The 21461-nt window shown below is 67.3% G+C and carries 18 protein-coding genes and 2 tRNA genes; 15 read left to right on the plus strand and 5 right to left on the minus strand.

The window, feature by feature from the left end:
* Nucleotides 1–356: 356 nt before the first annotated feature.
* From dnaA to V7Z82_RS10825, 12 genes are all read left to right on the plus strand, one after another.
* Nucleotides 357–1652 (plus strand): chromosomal replication initiator protein DnaA, encoded by a 1296-nt coding sequence (gene dnaA, locus V7Z82_RS10770; protein WP_442927613.1) that lies wholly within the window; start codon nt 357–359, stop codon nt 1650–1652.
* A gap of 494 nt (nt 1653–2146) precedes the next feature.
* Nucleotides 2147–3289, plus strand: a complete 1143-nt coding sequence (gene dnaN, locus V7Z82_RS10775; RefSeq protein ID WP_334151289.1) for a DNA polymerase III subunit beta — start codon at nt 2147–2149, stop codon at nt 3287–3289.
* Nucleotides 3290–3347: 58 nt separating this feature from the next.
* Entirely contained in the window at nt 3348–4625 is a 1278-nt protein-coding gene (gene recF / locus V7Z82_RS10780; protein WP_334151292.1) for a DNA replication/repair protein RecF, read from the plus strand.
* Entirely contained in the window at nt 4618–5130 is a 513-nt protein-coding gene (locus V7Z82_RS10785; RefSeq protein WP_334151294.1) for a DUF721 domain-containing protein, read from the plus strand. The genes recF and V7Z82_RS10785 overlap by 8 nt, the downstream gene beginning before the upstream one ends.
* A gap of 118 nt (nt 5131–5248) precedes the next feature.
* The gene (gyrB, locus tag V7Z82_RS10790; RefSeq protein ID WP_334151298.1) at nt 5249–7360 is read left to right on the plus strand and encodes a DNA topoisomerase (ATP-hydrolyzing) subunit B; all 2112 of its coding nucleotides are present in this window, start codon (nt 5249–5251) and stop codon (nt 7358–7360) included.
* Between the two features lie 59 nt (nt 7361–7419).
* A complete protein-coding gene (gene gyrA, locus V7Z82_RS10795) occupies nt 7420–9984 on the plus strand; it encodes a DNA gyrase subunit A (protein ID WP_334151302.1) in 2565 nt (854 codons plus the stop codon).
* Nucleotides 9981–10385 carry a DUF3566 domain-containing protein gene (locus V7Z82_RS10800; RefSeq protein ID WP_334151304.1) on the plus strand — a complete coding sequence of 135 codons (405 nt, stop codon included), beginning with the start codon at nt 9981–9983 and terminating at the stop codon, nt 10383–10385. The genes gyrA and V7Z82_RS10800 overlap by 4 nt, the downstream gene beginning before the upstream one ends.
* A gap of 167 nt (nt 10386–10552) precedes the next feature.
* Nucleotides 10553–11842 (plus strand): sensor histidine kinase, encoded by a 1290-nt coding sequence (locus tag V7Z82_RS10805; protein WP_334151307.1) that lies wholly within the window; start codon nt 10553–10555, stop codon nt 11840–11842.
* Nucleotides 11830–12519, plus strand: a complete 690-nt coding sequence (locus tag V7Z82_RS10810; protein ID WP_334151309.1) for a response regulator transcription factor — start codon at nt 11830–11832, stop codon at nt 12517–12519. Before V7Z82_RS10805 ends, V7Z82_RS10810 begins: the two co-directional genes overlap by 13 nt.
* Entirely contained in the window at nt 12516–13433 is a 918-nt protein-coding gene (locus V7Z82_RS10815; protein WP_334151312.1) for a DUF4097 family beta strand repeat-containing protein, read from the plus strand. Before V7Z82_RS10810 ends, V7Z82_RS10815 begins: the two co-directional genes overlap by 4 nt.
* Before the next feature lie 85 nt (nt 13434–13518).
* Nucleotides 13519–13592: transfer RNA gene (locus tag V7Z82_RS10820), tRNA-Ile, on the plus strand.
* Nucleotides 13593–13618: 26 nt separating this feature from the next.
* Nucleotides 13619–13691: transfer RNA gene (locus V7Z82_RS10825), tRNA-Ala, on the plus strand.
* A gap of 104 nt (nt 13692–13795) precedes the next feature.
* Here V7Z82_RS10825 and V7Z82_RS10830 read toward each other — a convergent pair.
* Both V7Z82_RS10830 and V7Z82_RS10835 read right to left on the minus strand, forming a co-directional pair.
* A complete protein-coding gene (locus tag V7Z82_RS10830) occupies nt 13796–14575 on the minus strand; it encodes an alpha/beta fold hydrolase (protein ID WP_334151314.1) in 780 nt (259 codons plus the stop codon).
* Between the two features lie 139 nt (nt 14576–14714).
* The gene (locus V7Z82_RS10835; protein ID WP_334151317.1) at nt 14715–15110 is read right to left on the minus strand and encodes a VOC family protein; all 396 of its coding nucleotides are present in this window, start codon (nt 15108–15110) and stop codon (nt 14715–14717) included.
* 90 nt (nt 15111–15200) lie between these two features.
* Here V7Z82_RS10835 and V7Z82_RS10840 point away from each other — a divergent pair, with 90 nt between their 5' ends.
* Entirely contained in the window at nt 15201–15824 is a 624-nt protein-coding gene (locus V7Z82_RS10840; protein ID WP_334151320.1) for a hypothetical protein, read from the plus strand.
* 10 nt (nt 15825–15834) lie between these two features.
* Here the strand turns inward: V7Z82_RS10840 and V7Z82_RS10845 are convergent, their stop codons facing one another.
* The gene (locus tag V7Z82_RS10845; protein WP_334151323.1) at nt 15835–16662 is read right to left on the minus strand and encodes a helix-turn-helix transcriptional regulator; all 828 of its coding nucleotides are present in this window, start codon (nt 16660–16662) and stop codon (nt 15835–15837) included.
* 77 nt (nt 16663–16739) lie between these two features.
* Between V7Z82_RS10845 and ilvD the strand changes: the two genes are divergently transcribed.
* A complete protein-coding gene (gene ilvD / locus V7Z82_RS10850; RefSeq protein WP_334151326.1) occupies nt 16740–18644 on the plus strand; it encodes a dihydroxy-acid dehydratase in 1905 nt (634 codons plus the stop codon).
* A 137-nt stretch (nt 18645–18781) separates the two neighbouring features.
* Here the strand turns inward: ilvD and V7Z82_RS10855 are convergent, their stop codons facing one another.
* Entirely contained in the window at nt 18782–19351 is a 570-nt protein-coding gene (locus V7Z82_RS10855) for a helix-turn-helix domain-containing protein (RefSeq protein ID WP_334151329.1), read from the minus strand.
* Nucleotides 19352–19531: 180 nt separating this feature from the next.
* Here V7Z82_RS10855 and V7Z82_RS10860 point away from each other — a divergent pair, with 180 nt between their 5' ends.
* Entirely contained in the window at nt 19532–20401 is an 870-nt protein-coding gene (locus tag V7Z82_RS10860; RefSeq protein ID WP_334151331.1) for a hypothetical protein, read from the plus strand.
* A gap of 24 nt (nt 20402–20425) precedes the next feature.
* Here the strand turns inward: V7Z82_RS10860 and V7Z82_RS10865 are convergent, their stop codons facing one another.
* A complete protein-coding gene (locus V7Z82_RS10865; RefSeq protein WP_334151335.1) occupies nt 20426–21436 on the minus strand; it encodes a LacI family DNA-binding transcriptional regulator in 1011 nt (336 codons plus the stop codon).
* Between the last annotated feature and the right edge of the window lie 25 nt (nt 21437–21461).

A 21461-nucleotide genomic window follows, 5' to 3' on the forward strand; every position in this document is an offset into this window, starting at 1 on the left:
TAAGGGTACGTCCTGGCGGCGCGCAGAGCAAATCTGCGCGCCGTGACGTGGCCTCTGGTGAGTACCGCACAGCCATTATCCACAACCTGCGCGCAGCAGCCTCGCACAACACGCGCGTGTGTTTTCAAGGCCAGGTTGCTGATCGGGGCCACGGTGACTACCGTGGCATCCGAAGTTATCCACAGGTCGCCGGAGCACGAACGGGGCCTCACCGAACCCCCGCGCGGAGCGTCATGTCATCACCAGCCCAGCCCGACGTTCCGATCTGGACCACGGTGCAGGAGCTGCTCGTCGATGACGACCGTGTCACTCCGCAGCTCCAGGGCTTCCTGAGCCTTGCCGTCCCGGCCGGCGTGATGGCTGCGACGCTGTACCTCGACGTGCCGAACGACCTCACCGCCGCACAGATCAACAAGCGCCTTCGCCTGCCGATCATGGAGGCGCTCTCGCATATCGGCGACGAGGTCACCTCCTTCCGCGTGGTCGTGAACCATGAGCTCGCCGAACAGCCGACCGCACCGATCTCGATCGGCGACTTCGGCAGGCAGGACGGCGACTTCGCGCGTCAGGAGCACCAGCAGCAGCGCGTCGAGTCGCCCATGGAGCAGCCGACGCAGATGCGCCACGAATCGCGTCTCAACCCGAAGTACACCTTCGATAACTTCGTGATCGGTCAGTCCAACCGCTTCGCGCATGCGGCGGCGGTCGCCGTGGCCGAGGCGCCGGCGAAGGCATACAACCCGCTGTTCATCTACGGCGACTCCGGGCTCGGCAAGACGCACCTTCTGCACGCGATCGGCGACTACGCGCAGTCCCTCTATCCGGGGGTCAAGGTGCGGTACGTGTCGAGCGAGGAGTTCACGAACGACTTCATCAACTCGATCGCCAACAACCGCGGTGCCGCATTCCAGGCGCGCTATCGCGAGGTCGACATCCTCCTGATCGACGACATCCAGTTCCTGCAGGGACGCGCCGAGACGCAGGAAGCCTTCTTCCACACCTTCAACACGCTCCACGACCACAACAAGCAGGTGGTGATCACGAGCGATGTCGCACCGAAGCATCTGACCGGCTTCGAGGATCGGATGCGCAGCCGCTTCGAGTGGGGTCTGATCACGGACGTGCAGGCGCCCGACCTCGAGACTCGTATCGCGATCCTCCGGAAGAAGGCTCAGAGCGAGGCGCTCCACATCCCGGACGAGGTGCTCGAGTACATCGCGACCGTGGTGTCGTCGAACATCCGCGAGCTCGAGGGTGCGCTGATCCGCGTCTCGGCCTTCGCGAGCCTGAACCGCTCGGCCCTCGACATCTCCCTCGCCCAGACCGTGCTGCGGGACATCGTCGACACGGCGGAGGACAACATCATCTCGCCGACCGACATCATCACGGCGACCGCTCAATACTTCAAGCTCACGGTCGACGACCTCTACGGCTCGAGCCGCTCGCAGCAGATCGCCACGTCGCGACAGATCGCCATGTATCTGTGCCGTGAGCGCACGAGCCTCTCGCTCCCGAAGATCGGACAGCTGTTCGGCAACCGCGACCACACGACGGTGATGTACGCCTACAAGAAGATCAGCGAGCTCATGAAGGAGCGTCGCTCGATCTACAACCAGGTCACCGAGATCACCACGCAGCTGGGTCGCCGCTGAGACGGCGATCGGCCTCATCGGGAGGGGGCGCAGCATCCGAAACGGATGGTGCGTCCCCTTTTCGCTGTCCCGACACGCCCCGAGCCCATCCGATAGATGCCTCTATGCACATGTGGATAACTTGTGGATGACTGGTGCTCGGATCGGGACGAATGTGTGGGAAATCCAGAAACCTGTGGATAACTCCGGCGAAGTCGACATCACCGCGGATGCCGTCCAGCCCCGTATTCCTCAGGGTTTCCACAACTGACAACCGTGTAGTTCCCTACTCGCGTCTGCTTTCCACCGACTTATCCACAGTTTCAACAGTTGTTAACACCGTTAAGGAGTTAACCCTGAAGAAGCTCGATCCGATCACCAGACGGTGGATGGATCCGGATCCGAATCCCAAAAGTCTCGGGCGTAGGGATCAGCAGGACTGTGGGGCTAGCATGGGAAGCCCTGCACAGGGAAAGACGACGATCACGTCTCAGAATGACGACAAGGGAGCACCCGTGAGGTTTCAGGTCAACCGCGATGTCTTCAGCGAGGCTGTCTCGTTCGTCGTCAAGCTGCTGCCGCAGCGCAATCCGCAGCCGATTCTCGCCGGAGTCCTGATCGAGGCTGACGGATCCGGGCTCACCCTCTCGGCATTCGACTACGAAGCCTCGGCACGCACGACGATCGAAGCCACCGTCGAGACCCCCGGCACGATCCTGGTGCACGGTCGTCTGCTCTCCGACATCGCGAACCGTCTGCCGAACGCGCCGATCGAGATCGCCGTGGAAGACGATGGCGGCATCACGGTGACCTGCGGTTCCGCTCGCTTCACCCTCGCCGCCATGCCGGTCGAGGAATACCCGTCGATCCCCGAGGTGTCGGGCTCGTCGGGTGTCGTCCCGGCCGATGACTTCGCCACGGCGATCGCCCAGGTCGGCTTCGCTGCATCGCGCGATGACGTGACCCCGGTGCTCACCGGCGTGCAGCTCGAGGTCTCGGGCCAGAGCCTGAGCCTGGTCGCGACCGACCGGTACCGTGTGTCGCTGCGCGATGTCCCGTGGGATGGCGAGGCAGTCGACCAGTCGGCTCTCGTCCCGGCCCGCACCCTGCTCGAGGTCGGCAAGACGTTCGGTCACGCCGGCACGATCCAGATCGCCTTCTCCGGTGCAGGTGACCGCGAGATCATCGCATTCACCTCGGGCAACAAGACCGTGACGTCGCTGCTGATCAAGGGCAACTTCCCGCCGGTCCGCCGCCTCTTCCCCGAGCAGACGGATCACTACGCGGTCGTCAACACCGCCGACCTCGTCGAGGCCGTTCGCCGTGTGGCGCTGGTGCTCGACCGTGCGGCTCCGCTCCGCTTCACGTTCTCGCACGACGGCGTCACCATGGATGCCTCCGGTAGCGAGCACGCCCGTGCGTCGGAGTCGGTCGACGCGATCCTCAACGGCGGCGAAGAGGTCACGCTCGGCCTGAACCCGCAATACCTGATCGAGGCTCTCGGCGCGGTCAAGAGCGAGTTCGTCCGCGTGACGTTCACCTCGAGCGACAACGCGAACAAGCTCAGCCCGGTGCTGATCACGAGTCAGACTTCGGTCGACCAGGCAGGTCTCGACTCGTTCAAGTACCTGCTGCAGCCCAACCTGCTCCTGCGCTGAGCTCGCCAGTCCTCACCGGGCTCGGCTGCATGTCGGATCCCGAAGGTAGTGTGAACCCGTGATCGTGGAACACCTGAGTCTGGTCGATTTCCGCAATTATGCGACCGCTGACCTGGCTCTCCACCGCGGCCCGAACGTGCTCGTCGGCCGCAACGGTCAGGGCAAGACCAATCTCGCAGAGGCCGTCGTCTTCCTTGCCACTCTGGGTTCGCACCGGGTCTCGTCGGATGCTCCGATGGTGCGCGACGGTCAGGAGTACGCGATCATCCGTGCCCGGCTGGCGCACGGCGAACGTCGAGTGCTCGTCGAGGTGCAGCTCAACAAGCAGGGGTCGAACAAAGCACGCATCAACGGGTCGCCGTCGAAGGCGAGCGAACTCCCCCGCTACGCGCACGTCGTGCTCTTCGCCCCCGAGGACCTGCAGATCGTCCGTGGCGATCCGTCGGCTCGTCGCAGGTTCGTCGACCAGCTGCTGATCCAGCGCACGCCGAGGATGTCGTCGGTGCTGGCCGACTACGACCGAGTGCTCAAGCAGCGCAACGCCCTGCTGAAGTCGGCGCGGGCCAGAGGAGTCAAGGGCGAGGGACTCAGCACGCTGGATGTCTGGGACGACAAGCTCGTCGCACTCGGCTCCGAGATCATCACGGCTCGACAGCGACTCGCGGCCGACCTGCAGCAGCCGGTCGCGGAGGCCTATGCGTCGATCGCCGGCGAGGATCACAGCCCGCAGCTCGACTGGGCGCTCTCGGTCCGCGGGGCGGATCCGGAAGATGGAGTGGATGCTCCTGCCGAGACGTCGGGCGACATCGCCGAGATGTTCCACGCGGCCCTGCGCGACAAGCGATCGAACGAACTCGAGCGTGGACTCACGCTCACCGGACCGCACCGCGACGACCTGGTCCTGCGGGTGCGCTCGTTGCCGGTGAAGGGCTATGCCTCGCACGGCGAATCCTGGTCGATCGCACTCGCGCTTCGACTGGCGTCGGCAGAGCTGCTGCGCAGCGAGTCCCCTGCGGGTGACCCTGTGCTCATCCTCGACGACGTCTTCGCCGAGCTCGACGCCGACCGACGGCAGCGCCTTGCCGCGCTGACCGCCGGTTACGAGCAGGTGGTGGTCACGGCGGCGGTGGAGGAGGATATTCCCGCGGTGCTGCACGCCCACGTGGTGCGGATCACCGCAGGAACCATCAGCGATGAGCGGGACCCTTCGACAGGCTCAGGGACCCAGGCGGGTGCCGAGTCAGGGACCCAGACGGTGGCGGATTCGCAGACCGACGAAGCGACAGTGTCTGAGGTCCAAGGCACACTGGATGACGAGGAGGCGACGCATGACTGACATCTCGGCGAACATCGCCGCCGCGGCATCCGATGCCCCGGAGACCGTCGCGACCTACCTGCGCCTGCGCGGTCTCAACCCCAGCTCGAAGAACTGGAAGCGAAAGCGACGCATCGCGGTCGATGACGACAACGCTCCGTTCACACCGGGTCGCGACCCCGGTGCCCTCGGCGCGGTGCTCGACAAGCTCACCCGTGACGCCGGCTGGCAGGTCCCGCTTGCGCGGGAAGACCTCGTCCGTCAGTGGGCCGATCTCGCGGGCGCCGACACTGCGAAGCACTCCGAGCCGGTCTCGCTCGAGCGCGGCCTGCTCACCGTGAAGTGCGACTCGACGGCCTGGGCGAAGAACCTCCAGTACATGCGCGCGACCATCATCACCGAGATCGGACGACGCTATCCGGATGCCGGCGTGGAGAACCTCCGCTTCATCGGACCGGACGTTCCCTCCTGGAAATGGGGTCCCAGAGTCGTCCCAGGGCGGGGCCCGCGCGATACCTACGGGTAGGACACCATCGAGGGGGTTCCGACGGCTGAGAGGGCCACACACGGCCGTCTAGCGGGATTTCGCATCGAAACCCCGCTAGAATGGAAGTTCGTGATATCGATGTGGAGAATGCCCTCTGATGACACCTGAATCCCCTGCTGACGAGACTGAATCGACCAACGGGGGAACCCCCGACCCTTCGACGGGCTCAGGGACCGAGACTCCTGCTGAAGAGGTCCGTTCCACCTCGATCTCACCCAAGGTGAAGCAGCCCGGTGAGTACGGTGCTGACTCGATCCAGATCCTCGAAGGACTGGAAGCCGTCCGCAAGCGCCCCGGTATGTACATCGGCTCGACGGGCCCTCGCGGCCTGCACCACCTGGTCTACGAGATCGTCGACAACTCCGTCGACGAGGCGCTGGCCGGCTATGCAGACACCATCTCCGTGACCCTCCTCGCCGACGGCGGCGTGCAGGTCATCGACAACGGCCGCGGCATCCCGGTCGACCCGCACTCCTCCGACCCGTCGAAGTCGACCGTCGAGGTGGTGCTGACGATCCTGCACGCCGGTGGAAAGTTCGGCGGCGGCGCCTACGCCGTCTCGGGCGGTCTGCACGGTGTCGGCTCGTCCGTCGTGAATGCGCTGTCCACCCGCTTCGACGTCGCGGTCAAGCAGAAGGGCTTCGTCTGGCGGCACAGCTTCGCCGAGGGCGGCGTTCCGCAGCAGCAGCTCATCAAGGGCGAAGCGACCGACGAGACCGGAACCAGCATCACGTTCTGGCCGGACGCGTCGATCTTCACCGAGACGATCGACTTCGACTACGACACGCTGCGCACCCGCTTCCAGCAGATGGCGTTCCTGAACAAGGGGCTGCGCATCGAGCTCCTCGATGAGCGCGAGGCGTCCGCCTACGAGATCGAGGAAGACGGCGCCACGACGACCAAGCAGCCGGGCGACGTGTTCTTCTATGAGCGCGGACTCGTCGACTACGTCGAGTACCTGAACAAGGTGCGCCATGCCGAGGTCGTGAACGAGGAGATCATCGCGTTCGAGTCCGAGGACATCGCACGCAAGATCTCGCTCGAGGTCGCGATGCAGTGGACCACCTCGTACACCGAGAATGTCTTCACCTACGCGAACACCATCAACACGCACGAGGGTGGTACGCACGAGGAGGGCTTCCGCGCCGCACTGACCACGCTGGTCAACAAGTACGCGCGTGCGAACAACATCCTCAAGGAGAAGGACGACAACCTCTCCGGCGACGATGTGCGAGAGGGACTGACCGCGGTCATCTCGATCAAGCTCGGCGAGCCGCAGTTCGAGGGGCAGACGAAGACGAAGCTCGGCAACACCGAGGCCAAGGCGTTCGTGCAGAAGGTCGTCGGCGATCAGCTCGGCGACTGGTTCGACCGCAACCCGGCGCAGGCGAAGAACATCATCCGCAAGGCGCTGGATGCCGCGACCGCCCGCCTCGCCGCACGCAAGGCTCGCGAGACCGCTCGCCGCAAGAGTGTGTTCGAGTCGGCGGCGATGCCCGACAAGCTCAAGGACTGCACCAGCAAGGACCCGTCGATCAGCGAGATCTTCCTCGTCGAGGGTGACTCGGCAGGTGGCTCGGCGGTGCAGGGCCGCGACCCGCACACGCAGGCGATCCTCGCGCTCCGCGGCAAGATCCTCAACGTCGAGCGCGCGCGTCTCGACAAGGCGCTCGGCAACCGCGAGGTCCAGGCGATGATCCAGGCCTTCGGCACCGGCATCGGCGAGGACTTCGACATCGAGAAGGCCCGCTATCACAAGATCGTCCTGATGGCGGATGCCGACGTCGATGGCCAGCACATCACGACGCTGCTGCTGACATTGCTGTTCCGCTACATGCGCGGACTCATCGAGGCCGGCTTCGTGTACCTCGCGATGCCGCCGCTCTACCGCCTGAAGTGGTCGAACTCGGCGCACGAGTACGTGTTCAGCGACGCCGAGCGCGACGCCCTGCTCAAGCACGGGCTCGACAACGGCAAGCGGATCCCGAAGGATGCCGGCATCCAGCGCTACAAGGGTCTCGGTGAGATGAACCCGAAGGAGCTGTGGGAGACCACGATGGATCACGCCACGCGCACGCTGCAGCAGATCACCATCGAGGATGCCGCAGCAGCCGACGAGATCTTCAGTGTGCTGATGGGCGAGGACGTCGAGTCCCGCCGCAGCTTCATCCAGCGCAACGCCAAGGACGTGCGCTTCCTGGACATCTGATCGGCCGGGCACAGCGCCCGCCGACGAAGACACAGGTCGCGACACAGAGAGATTGACACATGACTGACGAAGAACGCCCCGAGCTGGCACACGAGCACGGCAAGATCGACCAGGTCGACCTGCAGTCCGAGATGCAGCGCAGCTATCTCGACTACGCGATGGCCGTGATCGTGGGCCGTGCCCTCCCCGACGTCCGCGACGGATTGAAGCCGGTGCACCGCCGTGTGATCTACGGCATGTACGACGGCGGGTTCCGCCCGGACAAGTCGTTCTCGAAGTGCGCCCGTGTGGTCGGCGAGGTCATGGGTCAGTACCACCCGCACGGCGACTCGGCGATCTATGACGCCCTGGTGCGTCTCGTGCAGCCGTGGTCGCTGCGCTACCCGCTCGCGCTCGGCCAGGGCAACTTCGGCTCGCCCGGCAACATGGGTGCGGCTGCTCCTCGGTACACCGAGACGAAGATGGCCCCGCTCGCGCTCGAGATGGTGCGGGACATCGAAGAGGAGACCGTCGACTTCCAGGACAACTACGACGGTCAGACCCAGGAGCCGACGGTCCTCCCGGCGCGCTTCCCGAACCTGCTCGTCAACGGTTCCGTCGGCATCGCGGTCGGCATGGCCACCAACATCCCGCCGCACAACCTGCGCGAGGTGTCGGATGCCGCGCTCTGGGCGCTCGACAACCCGGACGTCACGCGCGAGGAGCTCCTCGACGGGCTGATGCAGCGCGTTCCCGGTCCCGACTTCCCGACCGGCGCGCAGATCCTCGGCACGAAGGGCATCCACGAGGCCTACCGCACGGGTCGTGGCTCCATCACGATGCGCGCTGTCGTCAACGTCGAGGAGATCCAGGGCCGCACGTGCCTCGTGATCACCGAGCTCCCGTACCAGGTCAACCCCGACAACGTCGCGGTGAAGATCGGTGACCTGGTCCGCGACGGCAAGATCGGCGGCATCGCCGACATCCGCGACGAGTCCTCGGACCGCACGGGTCAGCGTCTCGTCGTCGTGCTGAAGCGCGACGCGGTGGCCAAGGTCGTGCTGAACAACCTGTACAAGCACACGCAGCTGCAGGAGAACTTCGGCGCGAACATGCTCGCGATCGTCGACGGCGTGCCGCGCACGCTCGCGATCGACGGCTTCATCACGAACTGGATCGCGCACCAGATCGACGTGATCGTCCGCCGCACCGAGTTCCGTCTCCGCGAGGCCGAGAAGCGCATGCACATCCTGCGCGGTTACCTCAAGGCGCTCGATGCGCTCGACGAGGTCATCGCGCTGATCCGCCGTTCGCAGACCACGCAGGAAGCGAACGAGGGACTGCAGGGCCTCCTCGAGATCGACGAGATCCAGGCCGACGCGATCCTGCAGATGCAGCTCCGCCGCCTCGCCGCACTCGAGCGTCAGAAGATCATCGAGCAGGCCGCCGAGCTCGAAGCGCTGATCACGGACTACAAGGCGATCCTCGCCGACGAGGGCCGCCAGCGCACCATCATCCGCGAGGAGCTCACGGCGATCGTCGACCGCTTCGGTGACGAGCGCCGCACGCACATCCTGCACGGCTTCGACGGCGACGTCTCGATGGAAGACCTCATCGCCGAAGAGGAGATGGTCGTCACCGTCACCCGTGAGGGCTACATCAAGCGCACGCGCAGCGACAACTACCGTTCGCAGCACCGCGGCGGCAAGGGCATCAAGGGCGCGCAGCTGCGTGCGGATGACATCGTCGAGCACTTCTTCGTGACGACGACGCACCACTGGCTGTTGTTCTTCACCGACAAGGGCCGCGTCTACCGCGCGAAGACCTACGAGGTGCCGGAGGCCGGCCGGGATGCGAAGGGCACGCACGTCGCGAACCTCCTCGCGCTCCAGCCCGACGAGAGCATCGCCCAGGTGCTCGACATCCGCGACTACAAGGTCGCGGACTATCTCGTGCTGGCGACGCGCGAGGGTCTCGTCAAGAAGACCCGCCTCGACGTCTACGACACGAACCGTCAGGGCGGTGTCATCGCGATCCGCCTGAACGACGAGGACGAGCTGGTCAGCGCACTGCTCGTCGACGCGACGGACGACATCCTCATGATCAGCCGCCGCGGCATGTCGGTGCGCTTCGAGGCGACCGATGAGGCGCTTCGCCCCATGGGCCGCGCGACCGCAGGTGTGCGGGGCATGAAGTTCAAGATCGACACGGACTGCCTCCTCTCGGCATCCGTCGCAGCCCCTGGGAAGTTCGTGTTCGTGGTCACCGACGGAGGGTACGCGAAGCGCACCGCCGTCGAGGAGTACCGCGTGCAGGGACGAGGCGGAACAGGCATCAAGGTCGCGAAACTCAACGACGATCGGGGCACCCTCGCGGGCGGTCTGATCGTGTCTGAGGACGACGAGGTCCTTGTGGTTCTGTCCAGCGGCAAGGTGGTACGCTCTGCCGTGGCCGAGGTGCCCGCCAAGGGTCGCGACACCATGGGAGTGGTGTTCGCACGGACGACGGAAGCCGACCGGATCCTCGCCATCGCCCGCAATGGTGAGCGGGGCCTCAGCGAGGAAGACGAATCGGCTGAGGTGGAGACGGCACCCGAGGCCGCCGCCTCCGAGACGACAGAGAACCCTGAGGAAGCAGACGCATGAGCACGGTAGCCGACAAGCTGGCGAAGAAGTCCACGCGCAAGACCGGGGGCAAGCAGGTCCGCCTGCGCCTCGTGTACGTCGACTTCTGGTCGGCCGTGAAGCTGTCGTTCCTCGGCGCCGTCGCGCTCGCAGTGGTCACGATGGTCTCGTTCTTCCTGATCTTCCTCGTGCTGCAGGCGACGAACATCATGACGACCGCCGACGAGTTCGTGCGCAGCTTCTCGGACGGCGCGATCTCGCTGTCCGAGATGATCGGACTGCCGCAGGTCATGGCCTTCGCGGCAGTCGTCGCGATCCTGAACCTGATCGTGTTCACCGTGCTGGGCGCCGTGATCGCCGGTATCTACAACCTCGCCGTCAAGGTGACGGGCGGTCTGCTCGTCGGCTTCATGTCGAACTGACCGTTCTGCCGGTCGGGGACTGATCTCCCGAAGGGGTGGATGCTGCGGCATCCGCCCCTTCGTCGTTCCCGGACCCGGAACACCCGAATCCACGGTAGGGAAAACCCGAACCAGGGTGTCCGGGTTCCTCGGTGTCGGCGCGATGGCCCCAGCCGTACCTTTGAACCATGACGACACAGACTGCCACGCCACCACCGGCGACGGCCGCGAAGCCACCGCTGCGCATCTTCCTGACGATCCTGCATCTCGCCGGCGTCGGGATCCTCGGCGGCATCATCTTCACCACGCTCTCCGGCATGCTCGGCACCGGGCTCGGACTCCTCTTCGTCGCCGGCGTCGGCGTGATCCTGCTTGTCGGCCTCGTGTACGCGCTGTTCGGCGTCGGCTGGTTCGAGGTCACCAGGGTCGGCACCCTCTACCGCGAGCCGATCGCGCCGCTGCGTTGGCGCCCCCGCGATCGGCCCGGCTTCCTCGGCTGGCTCCGCTCGCTCGGACGTCAGGCGATCGACGGCCGCATGTGGCGTGCACTCGCGAACTTCGCGATCGCCGCGATCCTCGGCTTCATCGTGCTGCGACTCGCCTGGACCCTGGTCTGGTCGATCGCGATCTCATTCGCCCCGCTCACGCCCGCCGGTTCCGTGATGGGACCCTTCGGAGGCGGCGGTATCCCGGTCGCCTGGGCGCCGCTCGTCGGCATCCTCGGCATCGCGGCATCCGTCGTCGGCATGATCGGCCTTGCGCTGCTGCACCGGGTGCTGGCGCTCGCGATCGTGGTCCGCAGCCGTGAGGCCGAGTTGACCGAGCGGGTGCGCACGACCACCGCGCAACGTGAGGGTGCGGTGCGTGCAGCAGACGTGGAGCGCACCCGGATCGAGCGCGACCTGCACGACGGCGTCCAGCCGCGGCTGGTCTCGGTCGGGATGACGCTCGGTCTCGCTCAGCAGAAGATCGACAACGATCCGGATGCAGCGAAGGAGCTCATCGCCGAGGCGCACACCTCGACCAAGGCCGCGATCACCGAGCTGCGGCAGCTCGCCAGGGGCATCCATGCCTCCGTGCTCGACGACCGTGGACTCGACGCGGCGCTGTCGGCGCTCGCCGGCCGCTCGCACATCCCCGTGCACCTCGACGTCCGCATGGACCCGTCGACGGGCTCAGGGTCCCAGCGACCGAGTCGAGAGGCCGAGGCCGCCGTCTACTTCTCGATCGCCGAGTCGCTGACCAATGCGGCCAAGCACTCCAGGGCGAGCGAGGCCCGCGTCAGCGTCCGGATCCGCGAGGGCAACACCCTCTGGGCTCGCGTGGAGGACAACGGCATGGGTGGCGCGCAGGTGCAGCCGGGTGGGGGACTCGACGGCATCGCGAACCGCATCCTCGCCGCCGGCGGCACCTTCCGCCTCGACAGCCCGCAGGGCGGGCCGACCAGCCTGGAGGTGAACGTGCCATGCGCATCCTGATCTGCGAGGACTCCGTCCTGCTGCGCGAGGGCCTCGTCCGTCTCCTCGAGGACGCCGGACACACCGTGGTCGCAGCGCTCCCCGACACGAACGGTCTCACCGAGGCTGTCACCGACACCGACCCCGAGCTCTGCATCCTGGATGTGCGGCTGCCCCCGACATTCACCGATGAGGGGATCCGCGCCGCACTCGGACTGCGATCCCTGCATCCGACGCTCGCGATCCTCGTGCTCTCGCAGTACGTCGAGGAGCGCTATGCATCCGACCTCATCGCGGCACAGGGCGGCCCGCTCGGCTACCTGCTCAAGGATCGGGTCGCCGACGTGGCCGAGTTCCTCGCCTCGGTGCAGCGCATCGCGGAGGGTGCGACGGTGCTCGACCCCGAGGTCGTCGCCCAGCTGCTCACGCGCCGCAATCGGGATGATCGGATGCTGCGCCTCACCGAACGCGAACGCACCGTCCTCGCGCTGATCGCCGAGGGCAAGTCGAACCAGGCGATCGCCGCGCTCCTCTTCCTCTCCGAGGCGAGTGTGGAGAAGCACATCACCGCGATCTTCCAGAAGCTGGGCTTCGAGCAGGGCGAGTCGGGCAACCGCCGCGTGCTCGCCGCACTGGCCCACATCGAGAACACCGGCGGCACGACGCCGCCAGCAGGCCAGACAGGAGTGGCACGATGACCACCGAGAACGACGACACCCAGGGCGGGCACACCCCGCTCACTCCCCCGCCGCTCGCTGCACCCCAGCAGCCGGCAGCACCGGCGCCTGCGGATGCGCCCCGCCGCACCTCGGGTGCCACCGCGATCATGGTCGTCACGGCTGTCATCGGCGGGATCGCCCTGCTGGGGTCCGGCGGAGCCGCAGCGGCAGCCGCGACCGGCACGCTGTTCGCGTCGACGGATGACCGCGGCGACTCCGTGCAGGGAGTGGACGTCGCAGGGATCGACAGCATCGAGCTCGACGTGGACGCCGGCAACATGCGCATCGAGTTCGGCGACGTCGATGAGGCGCAGCTCTCGGTCACGAACGGGCGAGGCGCTGACTGGACGTTCGAGGTCGACGGCGACACGCTGCAGGTGCACAGCCCGGACTTCCGGTTCGGCTGGTGGTTCGGCAGCTGGTTCGGCGATGACGAATCGGCTGTGCTCACGCTGCCGGAGAGCCTGCGCGACTCGGCGCTCGACGCCGACCTCACGCTGGATGCCGGCAGCCTCGACGTGGATGGCGACTTCGGTGCCCTCGACGTCAATGTCAACGCCGGAGCGCTCGATGTGCAGGGTGCTGCGGAGAGTCTGGGCATCGACATGAGCGCCGGCCGAGCCGATGTGCTGCTCGACGGCGTGACCGAGGCAGACCTCGGCGTCTCTGCGGGCAATCTGACGGTGGAGCTGACGGGCACGGCGCCCACTCGGACCAGCATCGATGTGAGCGCCGGGTCGGTCGACCTGACCGTCCCGGACGTCGCGTACACGGTCGAACAGGACATCAGTGCAGGTTCGCTCGATGCGAAGGTCGAGCAGTCGGCTGGAGCCCGGCGGACGATCGAGGTCTCGCTCTCCGCTGGGAGCGTCACGGTCCGCCCCGGTCGCTGAACCACGTCGAGCGCGGCGACCCGCCCGGGGCGCCGCGCTCGATTGGGTAATTCCGGAATTCTCCGGTAAAGTCTTGGAGGTTGACGGGGCCATAGCTCAGGTGGTTAGAGCGCTTCACTGATAATGAAGAGGTCCCAGGTTCAAGTCCTGGTGGCCCCACACTCACAACTCAAAATATCCCTCACGGGGCCTTAGCTCAGTTGGTAGAGCGCCTGCTTTGCAAGCAGGATGTCAGGAGTTCGAATCTCCTAGGCTCCACACTGTGTTGAGACAGTTCAGAAGGGCCCCGCCTCGGCGGGGCCCTTCTGTTTCTCTCGTCATCCACAGGTGTTAACAACCCTGTTAACAACTCACGGTCGGTCTCAGGTCGTCGTCTGCAGCACGATCTTCCGGCACTCCTCGAGCACTTCGGCTGGGTGGGTGAGGTGCACGGCATGCTCGGCTTTCGGCCAGCTCACCAGGGGCGCCCCGAGCATCGCGGCGAGATCGGCGTGCGCGCGGCGGATCCTGTCCTTCGGCTTGCGGTCGGCAGTGACGACGACCGCGGGGATGCCTGCCAGACCCGACACGTCGAGCTCTCGCGAGAGCTCTTCGATGCCCTCGACGGCTCGGCCGAGCTGCGCTGCGTCCAGGTCGGTGATCGTGAGCATCGCCGCTCGCACCTCATCCGTCATCCGGTGGCGATCGGCCGACTTCACCGCACTGCGCCTGAGGGTGCGTCGGAGCAGTGCGCCGATGACCGGTACGTCGAAGAGTCTGACTGTCAGTCTGGCGTTGCGTGCGACCTTCGCCGCGAGGGCCGGGTCGGTGATGGGCGTGGGATCCAGGAGCACCAGGCCGGCGGCGTCGTCCGGATACTGCTCCGCGAACAGCAGCGCCGCTGCACCGCCGAGGCTCTGCCCGACGAGGATGACAGGACCGGCATCCGCTTCGACCACCGCGGTGTGCAGCGCATCGGCCGCGACTCGCAAGCCGTCCGGTTCGTCCGAGGCGCCGTTGCCCGGGCGGTCGAACAGCACGATGCGGCATCCGGGATCCTCGATGAGACCTTCCGCGAGTCCGGGGAAGAACCCCGCCACCGCCTCGGCCCCACCGGGGAGCAGAAGCACAGCCGGACCCGAGTCACCGATCACTTCGACCATGGTCCGACCCTAACGGCCGCGCACATGCCTCGCGCAATCTCGGAGAAGTGCGCCTTCTTCGGACGGATCGGCGGGATTCGTCCGACGTTCGTGCAAATCTCCGAGATTCATGCACAGCGGCTGCACGAGGCGCGGAGCGTCAGTTCGCGGCGAGCACCGAGAGCACGTTGCCGGCCGGGTCCTTGAACCACGCGATGTCGGGGCCGCGTCCGGGGCCACCGTGCGCGATGCCCTTCTCGTCGGTGCCGGAGTCCGGGTCGTCGTAGATCTTGGTCACGACGCCGCGCGAGTTGAGCTCGTCGACCGCGGCCTCGACGTCGTCGACCGGGAAGTTCAGGATCGTGAAGCTCGCCGGCTCATGGTTCGGCTTGGAGTAGACGAGGATCGACCCGCCCTGGGGCAGTGAGATGTCGAGGAAACCCATCGCGTTGGTCGTGACGTCCATGCCGAGGGTGTCGCCGTAGAAGGAGCGGGCTGCATCGATCGAGTCGACGCTGAATCCGCTGAACGCGTGCGTGGTCTGGAATGCGGTCATGCCTTCAGGATGCGCTCATCGTCGCCGAGTGTCCAGGGGCAGTCCGGTGGCGGTTGCGCGAGTGGAAGCACGCGTGATCTGCTGAGGAGCATGACGTTCTTCCCGCCGGATCCGGAGATGTCGGATGCCGAAGCCGAGCCGACCGAGTACGCCGCGCCGCGGTGGTGGGATTCCCCGGACGATGAGCTGCCGGTGCTGCTCCCCGTTTCGGAGCTGCTCGCCACGACCGACCACGTCGCGATCGCGTTGAGCGCCGTCGCGGTGTACCGCGAGGGTGTCGAGTTCCGCATCGACCGGCGGCTGCGCCGGAACGGTCTGTCGCTGCGGGGGTGGAATGAGCTGTGCTCGACCTTCATGGAGCACATGACGTTCGGAGGGCCGGTCGAGCTCGAGGGGAGATTCCGATTCGGCGTCGTGCTCGGCGATGGCGAGAAGGTGCTGACTGATCCCTCCGGGTTCCCGGGCGGCGGTGACGATGCGAGCGCAGCGCCCGAGGGGCATGTGCTCAGTCGTCGGCAGCAGGGCGGGGGCGGCGGCAGCAGCGTCTACGAGAGCCGCGATCACCTGTGGCTCTGGCCGTTGCCGCCGGAGGGGCCGATCGAGCTGGTGATCCAGTGGCCGGCACTCGGCATCGAGGAGACTCGGATCGTGCTCGACGGCACCGCGATGCTCGAGCTCGCTGAGCGCGCACGACCGTTCTGGCCGGAGGGCTGAGCGGCCGGCGTCAGCGGTCTCTGGCGCCGAAGCGCGTGCGCGTCTCGCCGACCGGCGTGTAGACGACGAGCTGGATGTCGGTCTGATCCGATGGACGCAGCTGGTGGTGCTCGAAGACGAGACGCCCGAGCTCGGGATGCTGGAACACGCGCTCGCGCGACTCGAACCCACGGATGTCGTGGCTCTCCCACCGCTCCCGGAAGTCGGGGCTCGCCTCGATCAGGCGCTCGACGAGATCGCGGTACCTCGGGTCGCCGAGGCGAGGACCGACCTCGGCGCGGAACTCTGCGAGGAAGCGGCGGCTCGTCACATCCCAGTCGTCGAGCAGTGCACGCACCGACGGGTCGGTGAAGATCAGCCACAGCAGGTTCCGCTGTTCCGGCGGCGTCTGCGCCACGTTCGGATACAGCGTCTCGTACGCCTGGTTCCAGCCGGCGACACCCCAATCGGGAGCGAGGGCGTAGGCCGGGTGATCCTCGAGCGCATCGAGGAAGCGCTGCACGTGGGCAGGGGCCGTCTCGACCGCGGCGACCGAGCCTGGCCGCGCAGGAGCGAAGCCCGCGAGCGTGAGCAGGTAGTCGTGCTCGGCGAGGGTCAGATGCAGTGCGGTGGCCACGGCATCCAACACCTGGCGCGATGGGTTGATGTCTCGACCCTGCTCCAGCCAGGTGTACCAGGTGACGCTGACGCCGGAGAGGTACGAGATCTCCTCGCGACGCAGTCCCACCGTGCGCCCACGTCCGGCCGGCGGCAGACCGAAGGCCGCGCGATCGAGGTGCTCGCGCCGTGCCCGCAGGAACGCGCCGAGCTCTCTGCGCTGCTCCTCGTCGCTGGCCATGCGTACAAACCTAGTACTCCCACTACTAGTGTCAGCGCCGTCTTCCCTCGCCGCTGAGCCGGGGCCAGGGTGGAAGAATGCCCACCCCCCTTCGCTCCCGTACCGTCACGCACGGCCGCAACGCCGCCGGAGCCCGCGCCCTCTTCCGCGCCGCAGGCGTCAACGCCGCTGATTTCGGCAAGCCGATGATCGCCGTCGCGAACAGCTTCACCGAGTTCGTCCCCGGCCACACGCACCTGCAGCCCGTCGGACGCATCGTCTCCGACGCGATCTCCGCCGCCGGTGGCATCCCCCGCGAGTTCAACACCATCGCGGTCGACGACGGCATCGCGATGGGCCACGGCGGGATGCTGTACTCGCTGCCCTCGCGCGATCTGATCGCCGACTCGGTCGAGTACATGGTCAACGCGCACCAGGCCGACGCGCTCGTCTGCATCTCGAACTGCGACAAGATCACGCCCGGCATGCTGATGGCGGCGCTGCGCCTGAACATCCCGACCGTGTTCGTCTCCGGTGGTCCGATGGAGGCGGGGCGGGCGACGCTCGTCGACGGCTCCGTGCGCACGCTCGATCTGGTCGATGCGATCTCCGAAGCCGCGAACGACACGGTGTCGGATGCCGACATGAAGCGCATCGAGGAGAACGCCTGCCCGACCTGCGGCTCGTGCTCCGGCATGTTCACCGCGAACTCGATGAACTGCCTCGTCGAGGCGCTCGGTCTCGCGCTGCCGGGCAACGGCTCGGTCCTCGCGACGCACACCGCCCGCCGCGCGCTGTACGAGCGTGCCGGCGAGGTCGCGGTCGAGATCACCCGGCGCTTCTACGACGAGGACGACGCATCGGTGCTCCCCCGCGAGGTCGCGAGCTTCGCGGCGTTCGAGAACGCGATGGCTCTCGACATCGCGATGGGCGGATCGACGAACACGATCCTGCACCTGCTCGCCGCAGCACATGAGGCGGGCATCAGCTTCGGCCTCGACGAGATCGACGCCGTCTCGCGCCGGGTGCCCTGCCTCGCGAAGATCGCGCCGAACCCGGCATACGGCCGCATGTACTACATGGAGGACGTGCACCGCGCCGGCGGCATCCCCGCCGTGCTCGGCGAGCTGCGCCGCGGCAACCTGCTCGACGAGCACGTCTCGACCATCCACTCCACGTCGTTCGCGAGCTGGCTGGATGACTGGGACATCCGCGGCGGGAAGGCGACGGAGGCCGCGCACGACCTCTGGTACGCGGCTCCGGGCGGCGTGCGCTCGTCGAGCGCGTTCTCGCAGTCGGAACGCTGGGCGGCACTCGACACGGATGCCGAGACCGGATGCATCCGCGACGTCGAGCACGCGTACTCGGTCGACGGCGGACTCGCCGTGCTCCGCGGCAACCTCGCGGTCGACGGTGCGGTCGTGAAGACGGCTGGTGTCGATCCCTCGATCCTGGTGTTCTCGGGACCAGCCGTCGTCTGCGAGTCGCAGGAGGAGGCGGTGGCGAAGATCCTCGGCAAGAAGGTGCTCCCCGGCGACGTCGTCGTGATCCGCTATGAGGGCCCGAAGGGCGGACCTGGGATGCAGGAGATGCTGCACCCGACCTCGTTCCTCAAGGGTCGCGGGCTCGGCAAGGTGTGTGCGCTGATCACCGACGGCCGTTTCTCCGGCGGTACGTCAGGGCTCTCGATCGGCCACGTCTCGCCCGAGGCGGCAGGCGGCGGCGTGATCGCCCTGGTCGAGGACGGCGACATCATCGACATCGACATCCCCTCGCGTTCCATGGTGCTGCGGGTCGACGACTCCGAGCTCGAGGAACGCCGTGCGCGGCTGCTCGAGGCCGGCGGGTACCGGCCGAAGGATCGTGCGCGTCCTGTGTCGCTCGCGCTGCGTGCCTACGCCGCCATGGCCACCTCGGCCGACCGCGGCGCGGTGCGCGATGTCGAGGCCGTCGAGCGCGCGCTGCGCGAGCAGGAGCAGCGGCAGGCCGCCGCGCTCGTCTGACGGGAGCCGCGATCGGGCTGTGCGCCGCGATCGGTCGCGCGTTCGGGCGGAGAACTCCCGCTCGGGCGGAGGCTCAACCGGCATCGGTCCTCCCGACGACGAGTTCTCCTCCCGACGTGAGGTGACACGAGCGGCGGTCAGCCCGAGAGGACGCGGGTGACCGGGCGCTGGCCGTCCGGGCTGAACAGGTGCAGGATCTCGACCGAGAGCTGATCGGCCGGGCCGAACCAGTGCGGCGTCGCGGCGTCGAACTCCACGGTCGCTCCCGGATCGACCAGATGCTCGCCGGCGCCGAGAATGAGGCGCAGGCGTCCGGCGAGCACGTGGATCCACGCGTGCCCCTGGTGGGTGACAAGGCTGGGTTCGCGGGGCCCGAGGACGTGTTTGAATGCCTGCACGCGCCCGGAATGCCGCGTCAGCGGGACGGCGACTCCACCCGCGATGAGTCGCTGCGGTTCGAGATGGACGCGGGGGTCGCCGGTCCCCGGCGCCGCGATGAGGCGGTCGAGGGAGACCTCGTAGGTGCGCGCGAGGGGGATCAGCACATCGAGCGTCGGTCGGCGGTGCCCGGTCTCCACACGTGACAACGCGCTGACGGAGAGGCTCGACCGCGCCGACACCTCTCCCAACGACAGACCTCGCGATGTGCGGATGCGGCGAAGTCTCGGGCCGATCGCTGTGAGGGTCTCGGCGAGCTCGGCATCCATATATGCAGTCTTGCAGATTCTGCAAGACTGCTGGCGATCGGATGCATGCCGAAGGCAGCATGGAACCATGAACGCACACGATGCCACACACCGGAAGCCGCGTTGAAGGCGCTGCTGCTCGGCGCCAGCGGAGCCGTCGGGACGACGATCCGGCGCATGCTCGAGCGAGAAGGACAGAGCGTGACCGCAGCCAGTCGGTCTGAGCAGGGCGGGCAGCGCATCGACCTGCGAGGTGATTTCGGGACCCTGACTCGGCTGTCCGCGGAGCACGACGTCGTGATCAACGCCTCGGGCATCGAGCGTGCAGACCTGGCCACGGCGACGGCAGGCGCCCCACTGGTCGAGATCTCCGCGACCGCGTCATATCTGGAGCGGCTGCGTTCCGCGGCATCCGTCCCCGTGGTGCTGGGCGCCGGTCTCGTGCCAGGACTCAGCACGATGCTCGCGGCCTCGGTGCGCACCATGTCCTCCGACGAGGTCGACGTCTTCGTGATGCTCGGCAGCGGCGAGCAGCATGGACCGGCCGCGGTGGCATGGACCGCCGGCCTCGTCGGCGTCGACCTCCACCACCCGCCGGAGGGGGCCGCGGTGCGGAACTTCCGGCAGCGCGTGCGAGCAGCCGGGCCCGACCGCCGAATCCGCACGTACCTGCGCGCCGATTTCCCCGATCACGTGCTGCTGGCGAACGGACGCGGCGTCGCCGGCATCCGTACCTACCTCACGCTCGGTTCAGCCCCGCTGACTGCGGCGCTCGGTCTGGTCGGACGGATGCCCACGCTCCGCGGTGTGCTGACGTCGGCCCCGCATATCGGCAGCGACGCCTGGCACGTGGTCGCGCAGAACCGCCGAACGGGCGAGCGTGAACACGCATCGGGGCGTGGTCAGTCCGAGGCGACGGGGCGCCTCACCGCGCTGGCCGCGGTCCGCGCCATCCGCGCCACCGGTGTGGTGACGATGGCCGACCTGGTGTCGCTCGACGACGCGCGCGCGGCGATCGGCGGCGCGGGGTCAGAAACGCATCGCACACCGGCCGGAGAGATGCAGAAGTGACCCCGCACGGCACGGGACGAGCGGTCAGCCGGCCGTCGACCGCCGTGCGATGAGGCGCATCGGGATCACGACGCTCTCGGTGGGGCGGGTCCGGTCCCCGAGTCGGGCGACGGCGAGGCGAGCGGCCTGGCGTCCGAGCACCTCGACGTCACCGGTCACGACGCTCACGCCCAGCACCTGCGCCCACTCCGGCTCATCGAAGCCGATCACGGCGGGTGTCTGCCGTGGGCCGTCGGCGATCTCTTCCATCACGCCGAGCAGGATGCGGTTGTTCCCGGCGACGATCGCGGTCGGCGGATCGTCGAGCGTCAGCAGCTCGCGCATGCACGCGCGTGACGATGCGACATCGTGGGCATCGGTCCGGAGCAGGTCCCGCCAATCGGCGACCTGCCCGTCGAGCACATCGCCCATTCCGGCGAGGCGCTCTCGATAGGTGGGCAACCAGGCGTAGTCGCCGATGAACGCGATGCGGCGGTGCCCGGCCTCGATCAGGTGTGTGGCGGCGAGGCGGCCGCCTTCACGGTTGTCGAACACCACGGAGTCGGCGTCGAGATGCACGGCCGGGCGGTCGACGAAGACGACAGGGATGCCGCGGGACTGCAGCTGCGTGTAGTCGCTGTGGTCCGTCATCGCGGAGACCGTGATCACCGCGGTCGTCTGCCGGTCGGCGAGGTCACGGGCGATCCGCTGTTCCTGCTCGGCGGACTCGCGGGAGTTGGCCACCGAGAGGTGCATGCCGCGTGGACGGATCTCGTCTTCGATCGCCTGGGCGAGCGCCGAGTAGAACGGGTTCGTGACGTCACCGGTGATGAGTCCGATGGAGTCGGCGAGGCGTCCGCTCGCGAGCAGACTGGCCGCGGCGTTGCGCTGATAGTCGAGCTCGGCTGCGGCGGCCAGCACGCTCGCGAGCGTCTTCTCGCTCACGTAGGACTCTCCGCCGAGGGCGCGGGATGCGGTCTTCAGGCTCACGCCGGCACGCGCGGCGACCTGTGCGAGCGTCGGGCGCGGTGCCGCGGCGTCATCCGGTCGATTCATGCGTCCCCTCGGTCCCCGTCGGAAT

Source organism: Microbacterium sp. (genome assembly GCF_036823965.1).
Lineage (GTDB): Bacteria > Actinomycetota > Actinomycetes > Actinomycetales > Microbacteriaceae > Microbacterium.